Source organism: Pseudomonas sp. NPDC098740 (genome assembly GCF_044760065.1).
Taxonomy (GTDB): domain Bacteria; phylum Pseudomonadota; class Gammaproteobacteria; order Pseudomonadales; family Pseudomonadaceae; genus Aquipseudomonas; species Aquipseudomonas rossensis.
Map to the genome: position 1 here is coordinate 22,048 of NZ_JBIWAM010000021.1, position 13,577 is coordinate 35,624.

Sequence of the window (13,577 nt, forward strand, 5' to 3'; positions counted from 1 at the left end):
CTCGTGCCAGACGTGCGGTGCGCTCTTACCGCACCTTTTCACCCATACCGGCGCCGAAGCGCTTAGGCGGTTATTTTCTGTGGCACTTTCCGTAGGCTCACGCCTCCCAGGCATTACCTGGCACTTCGCCCTATGGAGCCCGGACTTTCCTCCCCCCCCTAATTTTCATAGAGGGCAGCGACTGTCCGATCGACTCTCCGCCGCGAAGATTAACGGCAGAGCGGCCGAAGGACAAGCGCTAAACGCCTTGGGCTACGCCTGCACGTCGGTTTTTACTCACCCTTCTGTTTATCCAGCGCGACCTGATACAGCACATTCTTGCGCTCGCCGGTAATTTGCGCCGCCAACGCCGCGGCTCGCTTGAGCGGCATTTCTTCAAGCAACAGATTCAGAATGCGCATGGCTTCACTGCTGACGGCGTCCTCGGTCTCGGGGGCAGACCAACCCGCCACCAACACCACGCACTCACCGCGCTGCTGATTGCTGTCTGACTCGACGAACTCGCGCAACTCAGCCAGCGGCAAGCCTTTAAGGGTTTCGAAAGTCTTGGTCAGCTCGCGCGCCAGCAACGCCGGACGTTCACCACCAAACACCAACTCCATGTCTTGAAGGCACTCAAGGATCCGGTGTGGGGCTTCATAAAAAATCAGCGTGCGCGGCTCTTCCTTTACCAACTCAAGACGGGCGCGCCGACCGACAGCCTTGGCCGGCAGGAAGCCTTCGAAGATGAAACGGTCCGACGGCAACCCCGCCGCCGACAACGCTGCGATCAACGCGCAGGCGCCCGGAACCGGCACCACATTGATACCCGCAGCACGCGCCTGACGCACGAGGTGATAACCAGGATCGGAAATCAACGGCGTGCCGGCATCTGAAATCAGCGCCACATCGTCGCCGGCGAGCAAGCGGGTGATAAAGCGGCTACCTTCATCCCGCTCATTGTGTTCATGACAGGCCGCCAGCGGTGTAGGAATGCCGAAATGCTGCATCAATCGCTGTGAGTGACGGGTATCTTCGGCGGCGATCAGGGCGACCTCGCGCAGGATTTTCAGCGCACGCGCACTGATGTCGTCCAGGTTGCCGATGGGCGTCGCCACCACATAAAGCGAGCCAGCAGCGGAATTCAAAGCACCTGGAGCAGTCAAAGCGCATACCTCATGATCGGTAAAAGCCGCCATTGTAGCGCGTCGTGACGTTCGCGATACGCGCAAGCAACCCTCGGTTTTGCGCCCTTTTGTGCAGTGCCGCAACATTTGCACGAGCTAAATTGATCGATTCACACCAGTAACATCGCGCCCCGGCCAGTGCTTGGGTACAATTCCACGCTAATTTGATCGAGTATCAGGAACACTTACATGATCGCTTGCCTGCGGCTGCTCACTGCCCTCTGCCTCGCTGCCTTGCTGGCGGCTTGCGCCAGTTCGCCCTCCTCCAGCCTTGGCGAACTTCCACGGACCCCGGATGCCAGTATCGAGCAATTGCTCGCACAGGCCGCTCAAAGCAAAGACCCGGAAAAAGCCTCCCTGTTGCGCCTGAGCGCGGCAGACCTGGCCTATCGTCAGGGGAATGCCGGCCAGTCCGCGCAAATCCTGCAACAAGTCCCCGTCGAAACCCTCAAGCCTGGCCAACAGGTTTTCGCCAGTACCCTGGCGGCGGAACTGGCCATGGTTCGCAATCAGCCCAAAGCGGCGCTGACAGCTTTGAGTCATCCGAGCCTGCAACGCCTGAGCGAACTGCCGGTTGAGCAACAGGTTCGCACCGGCACTGTTCATGCCCGCGCCCTTGAAGCCGATGGCCAGACGCTGGCCGCCGCACGGGAGCGCATCTTCATCGCGCCAATGCTTGAAGGTGAAGCCGCCAGCAAAAACCACGAAGCGATCTGGACCCTGATCGCCTCGCTGCCGACCGACCAGTTGCAGCCAACCGCCACCGACGACCTCGGCGGCTGGATGGGCCTGGCGCTGGCGGTGAAAACTGCCGGCACCCTGGAACAGCAGCAAGCAGCGATTGACAACTGGCGCGCACAGAATCCAAAGCACCCGGCCGCCATTCAATTGCCGCTGCCACTGACCAAGCTCAAGGAACTGGCCAGCCAGCCCCTGAGCAAAATCGCCCTGCTGCTGCCTCAAGACGGCCCGCTGGCGTCGGTCGGCAAAGCACTGCGCGAAGGTTTCATGGCTGCTCACTACCAGGCCCAACAAGCCGGGCAGAAGCCGCCAGCCATCGAGTTCTATGACAGCTCGCGCCTGACGTCCCTCGACGAGTTCTATCGCAAGGCTCAGGCCGACGGCGTGCAACTGGTCGTCGGCCCGCTGGAGAAACCGCTGGTCAAACAGCTCAGCGCTCGCCCGCAACTGCCGATCACCACCCTGGCGCTGAATTACAGCGAAGGCGCACAAGGTCCGGCCCAGCTGTTTCAGTTCGGTCTTGCGGCTGAAGACGAAGCCCGTGAAGTGTCCCGCCGTGCTCGCGCCGATGGCCTGCATCGCGCAGCCATCATGGTGCCGAAAGGCGAATGGGGCGATCGCGTCTTGAGAGCATTCAGCCAGGATTGGCAGGCTAACGGTGGCAGCATCGTCGCCACCGAGCGCGTCGACCAACCAGTTCAACTGGCACAACAGATTGCCGACATGTTCCAGCTGCGTCAGAGCGAAGGTCGCGCCAAGAGCCTGCAAAGCACCGTTGGCGGGCAGGTAGCCGCCCAGCCTTCGCGTCGCCAGGACATCGAGTTCATCTTCCTGGCCGCAACACCTCAACAAGCCCAGCAGATCAAGCCGACCCTGAACTTCCAGTACGCCGGCGACGTGCCGGTTTATGCCACCTCCCACGTGTTCAGCGCCAGCGGCGATGTGAACCAGTACAACGACATGAACGGCATTCGCTTCTGCGAAACCCCATGGTTGCTGGAGGCCAACGATCCACTGCGCAAACAAGTGACCGCTCAGTGGCCGCAAGCTGCTGGCAGCCTGGGCCGTCTGTACGCAATGGGTGTCGATGCCTATCGACTGGCACCACGCCTGGGGCAACTCAAGGCTCTGCCGGACAGCCGCATCGAAGGTCAATCGGGCAGCCTGGGCATGACTCAGAACCAACGTGTGGTCCGCCAATTGCCGTGGGCACAGTTCGTCAGCGGCCAGGTTCAACGCCTGCCGGACACCCCACGCTGATGCCCGACAGGTCACGCCAGCAAAGCGGTAAAGATGCCGAGCGCCATGCGCTCGAGCATCTTCAAAAACAAGGTCTGCGCCTGCTGGCGCAGAACTGGTTGTGTAAACGCGGCGAGCTTGATCTGGTCATGCTTGATGGCGATACAGTAGTATTCGTTGAAGTCCGCTACAGAAAAAACACTCAATGGGGTGGCGCGCTCGGTAGCATCGATGAGCGCAAACGGCAGAAACTGATAGTTGCCGCGCAGTATTTTCTTCAGCGCGAGTCGCGTTGGGCCAATTCCCCTTGCCGTTTCGACGTGGTTGCCATCGACAGCAACCTCGATCAGTTGAACTGGTTGCAGAATGCCTTCGACAGCTGATCGCGTGCGCCCCGAACCGGACACTTTCACCCAACACTTTTGCTCTTTGCTTTGCGGGCTGCACATTCATGTGCCGAGTAGCCGCGCTAATTAAGGTCACACAGATGGACATGCAATCCCGAATTCGCCAGCTTTTTCAGGCCAGTATCGATACCAAGCAAATGGCGATGGACGTACTTGCACCGCACATCGAGCAAGCCAGCCAGGTGATGGTCAACGCCCTGCTCAACGAAGGTAAAATGCTGTCCTGCGGCAACGGCGGCTCTGCCGGTGATGCCCAGCACTTCTCGTCCGAGCTGCTCAACCGTTTCGAGCGCGAGCGCCCGAGCCTGCCAGCGATTGCGCTGACCACCGACAGCTCGACGATCACCTCGATCGCCAACGACTACAGCTACAACGAAATCTTCTCCAAACAGATCCGCGCCCTCGGCCAGCCGGGTGACGTGTTGCTGGCGATTTCCACCAGCGGCAACTCGGCAAACATTATTCAAGCGATCCAGGCCGCACATGATCGCGAAATGATTGTCGTAGCATTGACGGGGCGTGATGGCGGCGGCATGGCGTCGCTGCTATTGCCCGAGGACGTCGAGATTCGCGTACCGGCCAACGTCACCGCACGTATTCAGGAAGTCCACCTGCTGGCGATCCATTGCCTTTGCGATTTGATCGACAGCCAACTGTTCGGGAGTGAAGAATGACCCCTAATCGCCTAGGCCTTCTGGCCTTGACCCTGTGCCTCGGCATCAGCGGCTGCACCTCGGTGGTTAACGCCAGCCGTGAAGCGCCGATTGAAGATGACCGCGGCACCCGCACCTTCGGCAGCAAGATCGACGACTCGCTGATCGACACCAAGGTCGGCGTGAATATCGCCAAGGCCGATCCGGCCCTGGACAACGACTCGCACATCGTCGTCACCAGCTTCAACGGTGTCGTGCTGCTCGCCGGGCAAACCCCGCGCGCAGACCTCAAGGCCAAGGCCGAACAGGCCGCTGCTGCTGTTCAGCGGGTGAAGACGGTTCACAACGAACTGCAAGTCCTGCCACCCTCCGGCTTCCTTGCCCGCCAGAACGACACCTGGCTGACCTCCAAGATCAAGACCCAGATGCTCACCGACCCGAACATTCCGGGCTCGCGCATCAAGGTTGTCACCGAGAACGGCATCGTCTACCTGCTGGGTCTGCTGACCAAACAGGAAGCTGCCCAAGCCACCAACCTGGTGCAGGGCGTTTCCGGCGTGCAGAAGATTGTGAAACTGTTCGAATACATCGACTGATCTGCACTTTGCAGGAGCTGCCGCAGGCTGCGATCTTTTGACTTTGCTTTTTAAGATCAAAAGATCGCAGCCTGCGGCAGTTCCTACCCGCTTGAAAGTGGTGAAGTAATAAAAAAGGCGATCCATCTGGATCGCCTTTTTTATTACTTCACCACTTTCAAACTGGGTCGACCGCTGGGACGCGGTGGCTCGCTGTCGGGTGGCGGAATATCGTCATCCGGCTCGATCTCTTCCTCGTCTTCCATAGGCGATTCCAGATCGAACACCATGCCCTGACCGTTCTCCCGGGCGTAAATGCCCAGGATCGATGCGATAGGCACATACAGGGTGTGCGGCACGCCACCGAAGCGCCCTTCGAAGCTAACCGCCTCGTTGTCCATGTGCAGATGACGCACGGCTGCCGGCGATACGTTCAGGACAATCTGTCCGTCACTGGCAAAACCCTGAGGCACCTGCACCGACGGATACTCGGAATTGACCAGCATGTGCGGGGTGCAATCGTTGTCCACAATCCACTCGTAGAGCGCGCGGACCAGATAAGGTCGACTGGAGTTCATAGCGGCTCCTTAAGCCTTAGCGCATATCGCGTTCGACACCAGACAGACTCGCCTGGAAAGCCTCACGCGCAAACGAGCGCTCCATGTAATCAAGCAGCGGCTTGGCAGGCCGCGGCAGTTCTATACCCAGAATCGGCAATCGCCAGAGTATTGGCAATAGGCAGCAATCCACCAGGCTTTGTTCCTCACTGAGGAAAAACGGCTTGTCGGCGAACAACGGCGACACGCCGGTCAGGCTTTCGCGCAGCTCTTTACGAGCCACGACACGGGCTGCTTCCTTGGACCGGGAATCCAGGATCAGATCCACCAGACCACACCAGTCACGCTGAATACGATGAATCAGCAGACGGCTGTTGGCACGCGCCACTGGATAAACCGGCAGTAAAGGCGGGTGCGGGTAACGCTCATCCAGATATTCCATCACCACGGTCGACTCCCACAACGCCAGGTCACGATCGACCAGGGTGGGCAAGCTGCCGTAAGGGTTCACTTCAATCAGTTTAGGCGGCTGGCGACCAGCTTCCACGTAAATGATCTCGGCGCTGACACCCTTCTCTGCAAGTACGATACGCACTCGGTGGGAATAGTGGTCGGCGGGGTCGGAGTAACAGGCCAACCGATTGGTCACGCCCATGGCGGTCCTCCTCGCTTGTTGAAATTATCGGAAACGGAAAAACGCGCGCGCCCAGAGGGCGCCTCCCGTAACGCCTGGATCACCAGGCTAGTTACACCTTCAGAGACGCCCTTGGGCGCGCGCGATTGACAGCAATTTTACAGAAATATCAATGGACGTCTTTCCAGTATTCACGCTTGAGCAAGTATGCGAATACGAAGAAGAACGCCAGGTACAGCAACACATAGGTACCGATGCGCTGATGCTGCAGCTTCACCGGGTTGGCCGAGTAGGCCAGGAAGGTCACCAGATTCTTGACCTTCTCGTCGAACTGCTCTTCATTCAGCGTGCCGGTTTTCGGCAGTATGGTCAGCTGGTCGCAGGCTTCATGAGTCAAAGCGGTGCCGGTCAGCGGATCGTATTGCTTCTTGCCGTCTTCGACGATTTGAACTTGTTTACAGCCTACCACCTGACGACCCTGCAGGCCGACCAGAACGTTAGGCATCCCGACGTTCGGGAATACCTTGTTGTTCACGCCCCAAGGACGCGATGGGTCTTCGTAGAAAGATTTCAGGTAACCGTAGAGCCAGTCAGTGCCACGAACGCGGGCGACCAGGGTCAGGTCGGGCGGCGCCGCACCGAACCAGGCCTTGGCGTCAGCCGGCTGCATGCCGATGCTCATGTGGTCGCCGATCTTGGCGCCGGTGAACACCAGATTGCCGAGCATCAGATCATGGGGAATACCCAGATCATCGGCGACACGCTCATAGCGCTGGAACTTGGCGCTGTGGCAGCCCATGCAGTAGTTGGCGAACGTACGCGCGCCGTCCTGCATGGCCGCTTTGTCGGATACGTCGATATCGACCTTTTCCAACTCGGGAGCGCCAGTTGTCGAGGCGAACGAGAACACAGGCATCGCCGCAAGAATCAGTACAGCAAATAGCTTTTTCATCAGCCAGTCACCCTTTCCGGAACCGGTTTGGTCTTCTCGAGCCTGGTGTAGAACGGCATCAGAATGAAGTAGGCGAAGTACAGGAAAGTACATACCTGCGACAGCAATGTCCGACCAGGGGTTGGGGCCAATACGCCCAGCACGCCCAGGATCACGAACGAAATGCAGAACACCCAGAGCCAGATTTTGCTCATCCAGCCTTTGTAGCGCATCGACTTGACGGGGCTGCGGTCCAGCCATGGCAGGACGAACAGCACAGCGATGGCCGCGCCCATGGCGATAACGCCCAGGAGCTTGTCCGGAATCGCCCGCAGAATCGCGTAGAACGGTGTGAAGTACCAGACCGGAGCGATGTGCTCTGGCGTCTTGAAGGCGTTCGCCACTTCAAAGTTCGGCTTCTCGAGGAAGTAACCACCCATTTCCGGGAAGAAGAACACGATCGAGCAGAAGATGAACAGGAACACCACCACGCCGACGATATCTTTCACGGTGTAGTACGGGTGGAAGGCAATGCCGTCCAGGGGTACACCGTTTTCGTCCTTGTATTTCTTGATGTCCACGCCGTCCGGGTTGTTCGAACCGACTTCGTGCAGCGCCAGAACGTGCAGCACCACCAGACCGAGAATCACGATCGGCAAGGCCACAACGTGCAGGGCGAAGAAGCGGTTCAGGGTGATACCGGAAATCAGGTAGTCACCACGGATCCACTGGGTCAGGTCGTCGCCGATGACCGGGATCGCACCGAACAGCGAGATGATCACCTGGGCACCCCAGTAGGACATCTGACCCCACGGCAGCAGGTAAACCATGAAGGCTTCAGCCATCAGCTCCAGATAGATCAGCATGCCGAAGACCCACACCAGCTCACGCGGCTTCTGGTACGAACCGTAGAGCAAGCCACGGAACATGTGCAGATAGACCACGACGAAGAACGCCGAGGCGCCGGTGGAGTGCAGCAGACGCAGGATCGAGCCGTACTCGACGTCGCGCATGATGTATTCGACGGAAGCAAATGCCTCTTCCGCCGACGGGGTGTAGCTCATGGTCAGCCAGACACCGGTAACGATCTGGTTGACCAGAACGAGCAGTGCGAGGGAGCCAAAGAAATAGAAGAAGTTGAAGTTCTTCGGGGCGTAGTACTTGCTGAGATGGTCTTCCCACATTTTGGTCGCGGGAAAGCGCGCATCAACCCAATCCATGAACTTGCTCATCACGCTTTCTCCGTATCGACGCCAACGACAATGATGTCATCGGTCTCATAGGAATGCGGGGGAACTGGCAGGTTCAAAGGCGCAGGTTGCGACTTGTAGACGCGGCCAGCCAGATCGTAGTGGGAACCGTGGCAAGGGCAGAAATAACCACCTACCCAGTCCTTGCCCAGATCCGCAGGTGCCACTTCTGGACGGAAGGTCGGCGAGCAACCCAGGTGCGTGCAGATACCGATCAGCAGCAGAACCTCTGGCTTGATCGAACGCGTTTCCGGGTCGACATAGGTCGGTTGTGTCGAGTTCTTGGAGGTCGGGTCAGACAGCTGGCCCTCGATCTTTTTCAGATTCCCCAGGATTTCCTCGGTACGGCGGACAATGAACACCGGCTGACCGCGCCACTCAGCAATCATCTGCTGGCCTGGCTCGATTTTGCTGACATTCACCTTCACCGGTGCACCTGCGGCTTTCGCCTTGGCACTGGGAAACCAGGACCCCACGAACGTGACCGCAGCCCCCACCGCTCCTGCAGCACCCTCCACGGATGTGTCTGCTAACAAGAAGCGAAGACGGACTGCATTCACGCCGTCATTGCTCATTCAGTCCTCTCCCATCAGCTTTGTGGCCTGTTAAATCAGGCGTCTACTAAGTAAAAATCTGAACTTATAAAAATTTTGCCGAATGGTAATGAAAAGCCCCAATTCTGACAAGGTAATTACCGAGGGGCTCCACTGCCAAGCCTTGCAGTATAGGGCTTCTACGGCTGTGGCAAGTTGTCACAGAGCAATTCTTTGATAAGTCGCGCCCATAAAAAAACGCCCAGCTTCGCGAGGAAACTGGGCGTTCTTTTTGAACGTAAAAGCGAATTAACGCTTCGAGTACTGCGGACGCTTACGCGCTTTACGCAGACCAACTTTCTTACGTTCAACTTCACGTGCATCGCGAGTAACGAAGCCAGCTTTGCGCAGAGCGCCACGCAGGGTTTCGTCGTACTGCATCAGTGCGCGAGTGATACCGTGGCGGATTGCGCCAGCTTGACCACTTACACCACCACCGATCACGGTGACGTAGATGTCGAATTTCTCGACAGTCTCAGTCAGTTCCAGCGGCTGACGAACTACCATGCGGGCAGTTTCGCGGCCGAAGAAATTTTCCAGGGTGCGGTTGTTGATGGAGATGTTACCAGTACCCGGACGCAGGAAAACGCGTGCGGTTGCGGTCTTGCGACGGCCAGTGCCGTAATTTTGAGTCGCCGACATAATGAACTATTCCGTTAAAACTTCAGTTCTTGGGGCTGCTGAGCAGTATGAGGGTGTACAGCGCCCGCATAGACTTTCAGCTTACGATACATGTCGCGACCCAGCGGGTTCTTAGGCAGCATGCCTTTGACCGCGGTCTCGATCACGCGCTCAGGGGCTTTAGCGATCAGCTTTTCGAAGTTGATCGACTTGATGCCGCCCGGAAAACCGGAGTGGGAGTAGTAGATTTTGTCGGTGGTTTTAGCACCGGTTACACGAATCTGCTCGGCATTGATAACGACGATGTAATCGCCGGTGTCAACGTGAGGAGTGTACTCAGCTTTATGCTTGCCACGCAGACGGCTCGCGATTTCGGTGGCCAGACGACCCAGGGTCTGACCTGCAGCGTCGACGACAAACCAGTCGCGCTGTACTGTTTCCGGTTTAGCAGTAAAAGTTTTCATTCTTTATAGCCTCAGGGGCCGCCCTGTAAATTAGACGGCGGATCTTACTGAATAGTGCGTACTTTGACAAGTCAAGGCAGCCGGATACAGACGCTTTCGGGGGCTCGGGTCGGCGCGTCCGTTCAACGGCAAGATTCTTCGGCGGCGGCGCATCACTTCCACTGCAGAAAGAGGTGCGCAATTATGCAGATTGCGAAAAATAATTCAACCTGCTTTTATGATTGTTTTGCCCAAGGAGCACCCGATGGACTATCGACAGCTAGGCCGAACCAATCTGAACGTGAGCGCCATCTGCCTCGGAACCATGACCTGGGGCGAACAAAACAGCGAGGCTGAAGCCTTCGCCCAGATTGAACGGGCCAAGAGCGCCGGGATCAATTTCATCGACACTGCCGAGATGTACCCGGTGCCGCCAAAAGCCGAAACCTACGCCACCACCGAGCGCTACATCGGCAATTACTTCAAAAGCCGCGGTGATCGCGCCGACTGGATCCTGGCCAGCAAGATCGCCGGCCCCGGCAACACCATTGACTACATCCGCGACAAAAACCTGCGACATAACCGCCAGCACATCACCGAAGCCGTGGACGCCAGCCTCAAGCGCTTGCAGACCGACTACATCGACCTCTACCAGTTGCATTGGCCGGAGCGCAGCACCAATTTCTTCGGTCAGCTCGGTTACAAACACCAGACCGAAGCCAACCTCACGCCGCTGGAGGACACCCTCGAAGCGCTGGACGAGCAGGTCAAGGCCGGCAAGATCCGCCACATCGGCCTGTCCAATGAAACGCCATGGGGCACCATGCGCTTCCTCGCCCTGGCCGAAGCCCGTGGCTGGCCGCGCGCCGTGTCGATCCAGAACCCGTACAACCTGCTCAACCGCAGCTTCGAAGTCGGTCTGGCGGAAATCGCTATCCGCGAACAGTGCGGCTTGCTCGCCTATTCGCCGCTGGCGTTCGGTTTCCTGTCGGGCAAGTACGAAGGTGGCGCGCGTCCGCCTAAAGGCCGCCTGAGCCTCTACAGCCGCTTCAGCCGCTATTTCAACCCGCAGTCGGAAGCAGCGTGCAGTCGTTATGTGGCACTGGCGCGTGAACACGGCCTGAACCCGGCACAAATGGCGCTGGCGTTTGTCACTCAGCAGCCATTTGTGACCAGCAACATCATTGGCGCGACGACGATGGAGCAGCTTGAAAGCAATTTAGCGAGCTTCGAGCTGAAACTGTCGGATGAAGTACTGGAGGGGATCGAGGCGATTCACAAGGATCACCCGAACCCGGCACCTTGATTGATTCATAGACCCCATCGCGAGCAAGCTCGCTCCCACAGGTTTTGCGCAATACCTGTGGGAGCGAGCTTGCTCGCGATGGCGGCCTAACAGTCACCGCAAGGTCAAAGCGACCTTGCAATAATCTCCTTCATGATTTCATTGGTCCCGGCATAAATCCGCTGCACCCGCGCATCCGCCCACGCCCGGGCGATCGGGTATTCCCACATGAAACCGTAACCGCCATGCAACTGCACGCACTCGTCGAGCACCTTGCATTGAAGGTCAGTGCCCCAGTACTTGGCCATCGCCGCGGTCGGCACGTCGAGCTTGCCTTGCAGGTGCAGCTCCAGACAGCGATCAACGAAGACCCGACCGATCTGAATCTCGGTCGCCATCTCCGCCAGTTTGAAGCGGGTGTTCTGGAAGTCGGCGATCGCCTTGCCGAACGCCTTGCGCTCGCGGGTGTAATCCAGCGTCCATTGCAACGCAGCTTCAGCCGAAGCAAGCCCGCCGATGGCAACGGTAAGACGCTCTTGAGGCAATTCCTGCATCAGGTACGCGAAGCCCATCCCGGCCTGCCCCAACAGGTTTTCCTTGGGCACCCGAACGTCCTGGAAGAACAGTTCCGAGGTGTCCTGAGCCTTCATGCCGACTTTTTCCAGACGCTTGCCCTTGGCGAAGCCTGGGGTGTTGGCTTCCACCAGAAACAGGCTGGTGCCTTTCGCGCCGGCCTTCGGATCGGTCTTGGCCACGACAATCACCAGGTCAGCGAGAAAGCCGTTGGTGATGAACGTCTTCGAACCGTTGATCACATACTCGTCGCCATCGAGCACCGCGGTGGTTTTCACCCCTTGCAGGTCGGAACCGGCACCAGGCTCGGTCATGGCAATCGCCGTGACCATCTCCCCGGACACCAGCTTCGGCAGGTATTTGTGTTTCAGCGCTTCACTCCCGTAATGCAGGATGTAAGGCGCGACAATGTCCGAATGCAGGGAAAAACCGATACCGGTCAAGCCGAGACGCCCCACCTCTTCGATCACCACTGCACTGTAGAGAAAGTCCGCTGCCAGCCCGCCGTACTCTTCCGGCAGGTGCGAACAGAGCATTCCCGCCTCCCCTGCCTTGTTCCAAAGTTTACGGTCGATATAGCCCTGCTTCTCCCATTGCCCGTGAAACGGCACCGCTTCTTTTTCGAGGAACGTTCGCACGCTGTCGCGAAAAAGTTCGTGCTCGGAACTGAACAAGGTTCTGGGGATCATGCGGCACCTGTCGTTATTGTTAGAAGGGATTGACCTTCAGAGACTAAGCCTCACATCCGATACAGGACACTGGACACATCAGACAAAAAATAAGACGATCCAGCCGTCTGGTGACCACTTTCCCCTATAAGAATAAAGTTGAATTATGTCCAACCAAGTCTCCACGCCCTTGCGGCGCGTCAGCATCCTGGCTATCGACCGGGTTTTCGCTTCCACCCTCATGCAAGCCAAGGATTTCTTCCACCTGGCCAGCCTGCGTTACGGCAAACAACTGGGCCAAGGCCTGACTCCGGCGTTCGAAACCCGCCTGGTCAGCCCCGACGGCAAACCGGTGAACAGCTTCAGTGACGTGATCATGCCGGTGGACGGCGGCCTGGAAAACGCCGACATCATTGTCCTTCCAGCTTTCTGGGACGATTTCGACACCCTTTGCCAACGCTACCCACAGGTCCTGCCCTGGCTGCGTCAGCAACATGCTCGCGGCGCAGTACTCTGCGGCGAAGCCACCGGGGTGTTCTGGCTCGCCGAGGCCGGGTTGCTAGACGGCAAGGAAGCGACCACCTACTGGCGCTTCTTCAACGCCTTCGCCGAGCGCTTCCCACGGGTTCAGCTCAATCAGGACAAGCACCTGACCGATGCCGACAACCTGTATTGCGCGGGCGGCACCACGTCGGCCTGCGACCTTTACATCTACCTGATCGAACGCTTCTGCGGCGCCAACGTGTCCCAGGCCGTGGCGCGGGACATTCTTTATGAAGTGCAGCGCAGCTACTCGCCAGGACGAATCGGTTTCGGCGGTCAGAAGCTGCACCAGGATGTGATCATCCTGCAGATCCAGCACTGGCTCGAAGAACACTTCGCCGACAAATTCCGCTTCGAAGACGTGGCTCGCGAACACGGCATGAGCATCCGCAACTTCATGCGCCGCTTCCAGACCGCCACCGGCGACAAGCCTCTGCATTACCTGCAGCGACTACGCATCGAGACAGCCAAGGGCTTGTTGTCAGGCAGCCGCAAGAGCATCAAGACCATCAGCTATGAAGTCGGTTACGACGATGCGAGCTTCTTCGCTCGGCTATTCCGCCAGCACACCGAGCTGTCGCCGAACCAGTATCGGCAGCAGTTCCAGCAGGCAGCGTAAACCACAAATCCCCTGTGGGAGCGAGCTTGCTCGCGATAAAGGCGGCACATCCAGCATTGATGTGACTGACAGTCCGCAA

At 58.2% G+C, this 13,577-nt stretch carries 15 protein-coding genes and 1 other RNA gene (1 of these 16 running past the window's edge); 6 read left to right on the forward strand and 10 right to left on the reverse strand.

Features of this window, described 5'->3' with window-relative positions:
- Both rnpB and rsmI read right to left on the reverse strand, forming a co-directional pair.
- An RNA gene (gene rnpB / locus ACIQU2_RS22150) (RNase P RNA component class A) lies at positions 1 to 197 on the reverse strand; it reaches 198 nt to the left of the window's first position.
- A gap of 75 nt (positions 198 to 272) precedes the next feature.
- On the reverse strand, positions 273 to 1,178 hold the full coding sequence (gene rsmI / locus ACIQU2_RS22155; RefSeq protein ID WP_161990822.1) for a 16S rRNA (cytidine(1402)-2'-O)-methyltransferase: 906 nt from the start codon (positions 1,176 to 1,178) through the stop codon (positions 273 to 275).
- 177 nt (positions 1,179 to 1,355) lie between these two features.
- On the opposite strand from rsmI, the gene ACIQU2_RS22160 reads away from it, so the two are divergent.
- The 4 genes from ACIQU2_RS22160 (at position 1,356) to ACIQU2_RS22175 (ending at position 4,802) form a co-directional block, all read left to right on the forward strand.
- Entirely contained in the window at positions 1,356 to 3,167 is a 1,812-nt protein-coding gene (locus ACIQU2_RS22160; RefSeq protein WP_347803347.1) for a penicillin-binding protein activator, read from the forward strand.
- The gene (locus tag ACIQU2_RS22165) at positions 3,167 to 3,529 is read left to right on the forward strand and encodes a YraN family protein (RefSeq protein WP_347803350.1); all 363 of its coding nucleotides are present in this window, start codon (positions 3,167 to 3,169) and stop codon (positions 3,527 to 3,529) included. The genes ACIQU2_RS22160 and ACIQU2_RS22165 overlap by 1 nt, the downstream gene beginning before the upstream one ends.
- A gap of 104 nt (positions 3,530 to 3,633) precedes the next feature.
- Positions 3,634 to 4,227, forward strand: a complete 594-nt coding sequence (locus ACIQU2_RS22170) for a phosphoheptose isomerase (protein WP_008025961.1) — start codon at positions 3,634 to 3,636, stop codon at positions 4,225 to 4,227.
- Entirely contained in the window at positions 4,224 to 4,802 is a 579-nt protein-coding gene (locus tag ACIQU2_RS22175; RefSeq protein ID WP_008147477.1) for a BON domain-containing protein, read from the forward strand. The genes ACIQU2_RS22170 and ACIQU2_RS22175 overlap by 4 nt, the downstream gene beginning before the upstream one ends.
- A gap of 143 nt (positions 4,803 to 4,945) precedes the next feature.
- Here the strand turns inward: ACIQU2_RS22175 and ACIQU2_RS22180 are convergent, their stop codons facing one another.
- From ACIQU2_RS22180 to rplM, 7 genes are all read right to left on the reverse strand, one after another.
- On the reverse strand, positions 4,946 to 5,359 hold the full coding sequence (locus ACIQU2_RS22180; RefSeq protein ID WP_008155980.1) for a ClpXP protease specificity-enhancing factor: 414 nt from the start codon (positions 5,357 to 5,359) through the stop codon (positions 4,946 to 4,948).
- A gap of 16 nt (positions 5,360 to 5,375) precedes the next feature.
- Positions 5,376 to 5,993 carry a glutathione S-transferase N-terminal domain-containing protein gene (locus ACIQU2_RS22185; protein ID WP_008155978.1) on the reverse strand — a complete coding sequence of 206 codons (618 nt, stop codon included), beginning with the start codon at positions 5,991 to 5,993 and terminating at the stop codon, positions 5,376 to 5,378.
- Between the two features lie 148 nt (positions 5,994 to 6,141).
- Positions 6,142 to 6,924 (reverse strand): cytochrome c1, encoded by a 783-nt coding sequence (locus ACIQU2_RS22190; protein ID WP_403143988.1) that lies wholly within the window; start codon positions 6,922 to 6,924, stop codon positions 6,142 to 6,144.
- Positions 6,924 to 8,135 carry a cytochrome bc complex cytochrome b subunit gene (locus ACIQU2_RS22195; protein ID WP_403143990.1) on the reverse strand — a complete coding sequence of 404 codons (1,212 nt, stop codon included), beginning with the start codon at positions 8,133 to 8,135 and terminating at the stop codon, positions 6,924 to 6,926. Before ACIQU2_RS22195 ends, ACIQU2_RS22190 begins: the two co-directional genes overlap by 1 nt.
- Entirely contained in the window at positions 8,135 to 8,728 is a 594-nt protein-coding gene (gene petA / locus ACIQU2_RS22200; protein WP_403143991.1) for a ubiquinol-cytochrome c reductase iron-sulfur subunit, read from the reverse strand. The genes ACIQU2_RS22195 and petA overlap by 1 nt, the downstream gene beginning before the upstream one ends.
- Before the next feature lie 267 nt (positions 8,729 to 8,995).
- Complete coding sequence (gene rpsI, locus ACIQU2_RS22205) at positions 8,996 to 9,388, reverse strand: 30S ribosomal protein S9 (RefSeq protein ID WP_003216038.1); 393 nt, start codon at positions 9,386 to 9,388, stop codon at positions 8,996 to 8,998.
- Between the two features lie 14 nt (positions 9,389 to 9,402).
- The gene (gene rplM, locus ACIQU2_RS22210) at positions 9,403 to 9,831 is read right to left on the reverse strand and encodes a 50S ribosomal protein L13 (RefSeq protein ID WP_007905295.1); all 429 of its coding nucleotides are present in this window, start codon (positions 9,829 to 9,831) and stop codon (positions 9,403 to 9,405) included.
- A gap of 244 nt (positions 9,832 to 10,075) precedes the next feature.
- On the opposite strand from rplM, the gene ACIQU2_RS22215 reads away from it, so the two are divergent.
- Positions 10,076 to 11,116 carry an NADP(H)-dependent aldo-keto reductase gene (locus ACIQU2_RS22215; RefSeq protein ID WP_403143992.1) on the forward strand — a complete coding sequence of 347 codons (1,041 nt, stop codon included), beginning with the start codon at positions 10,076 to 10,078 and terminating at the stop codon, positions 11,114 to 11,116.
- A gap of 104 nt (positions 11,117 to 11,220) precedes the next feature.
- Here the strand turns inward: ACIQU2_RS22215 and ACIQU2_RS22220 are convergent, their stop codons facing one another.
- Positions 11,221 to 12,357, reverse strand: coding sequence for an acyl-CoA dehydrogenase family protein (locus ACIQU2_RS22220; RefSeq protein WP_347803343.1), 1,137 nt, complete (start codon positions 12,355 to 12,357; stop codon positions 11,221 to 11,223).
- 244 nt (positions 12,358 to 12,601) lie between these two features.
- Between ACIQU2_RS22220 and ACIQU2_RS22225 the strand changes: the two genes are divergently transcribed.
- Positions 12,602 to 13,498: a GlxA family transcriptional regulator gene (locus ACIQU2_RS22225; RefSeq protein ID WP_173860460.1), complete on the forward strand. Its 897-nt coding sequence runs from the start codon at positions 12,602 to 12,604 to the stop codon at positions 13,496 to 13,498.
- The last annotated feature ends 79 nt before the right edge of the window (positions 13,499 to 13,577 follow it).

Coding starts and splice junctions, on each gene's coding strand:
- ACIQU2_RS22185 (WP_008155978.1), bottom strand. CDS start 5,993: ATGGGCGTGACCAATCGGTTGGCCTGTTACTCCGACCCCGCCGACCAC.
- ACIQU2_RS22215 (WP_403143992.1), top strand. CDS start 10,076: ATGGACTATCGACAGCTAGGCCGAACCAATCTGAACGTGAGCGCCATC.
- rpsI (WP_003216038.1), bottom strand. CDS start 9,388: ATGTCGGCGACTCAAAATTACGGCACTGGCCGTCGCAAGACCGCAACC.
- rsmI (WP_161990822.1), bottom strand. CDS start 1,178: ATGGCGGCTTTTACCGATCATGAGGTATGCGCTTTGACTGCTCCAGGT.
- ACIQU2_RS22220 (WP_347803343.1), bottom strand. CDS start 12,357: ATGATCCCCAGAACCTTGTTCAGTTCCGAGCACGAACTTTTTCGCGAC.
- ACIQU2_RS22190 (WP_403143988.1), bottom strand. CDS start 6,924: ATGAAAAAGCTATTTGCTGTACTGATTCTTGCGGCGATGCCTGTGTTC.
- rplM (WP_007905295.1), bottom strand. CDS start 9,831: ATGAAAACTTTTACTGCTAAACCGGAAACAGTACAGCGCGACTGGTTT.
- ACIQU2_RS22170 (WP_008025961.1), top strand. CDS start 3,634: ATGGACATGCAATCCCGAATTCGCCAGCTTTTTCAGGCCAGTATCGAT.
- petA (WP_403143991.1), bottom strand. CDS start 8,728: ATGAGCAATGACGGCGTGAATGCAGTCCGTCTTCGCTTCTTGTTAGCA.
- ACIQU2_RS22195 (WP_403143990.1), bottom strand. CDS start 8,135: ATGAGCAAGTTCATGGATTGGGTTGATGCGCGCTTTCCCGCGACCAAA.
- ACIQU2_RS22180 (WP_008155980.1), bottom strand. CDS start 5,359: ATGAACTCCAGTCGACCTTATCTGGTCCGCGCGCTCTACGAGTGGATT.
- ACIQU2_RS22165 (WP_347803350.1), top strand. CDS start 3,167: ATGCCCGACAGGTCACGCCAGCAAAGCGGTAAAGATGCCGAGCGCCAT.
- ACIQU2_RS22160 (WP_347803347.1), top strand. CDS start 1,356: ATGATCGCTTGCCTGCGGCTGCTCACTGCCCTCTGCCTCGCTGCCTTG.
- ACIQU2_RS22175 (WP_008147477.1), top strand. CDS start 4,224: ATGACCCCTAATCGCCTAGGCCTTCTGGCCTTGACCCTGTGCCTCGGC.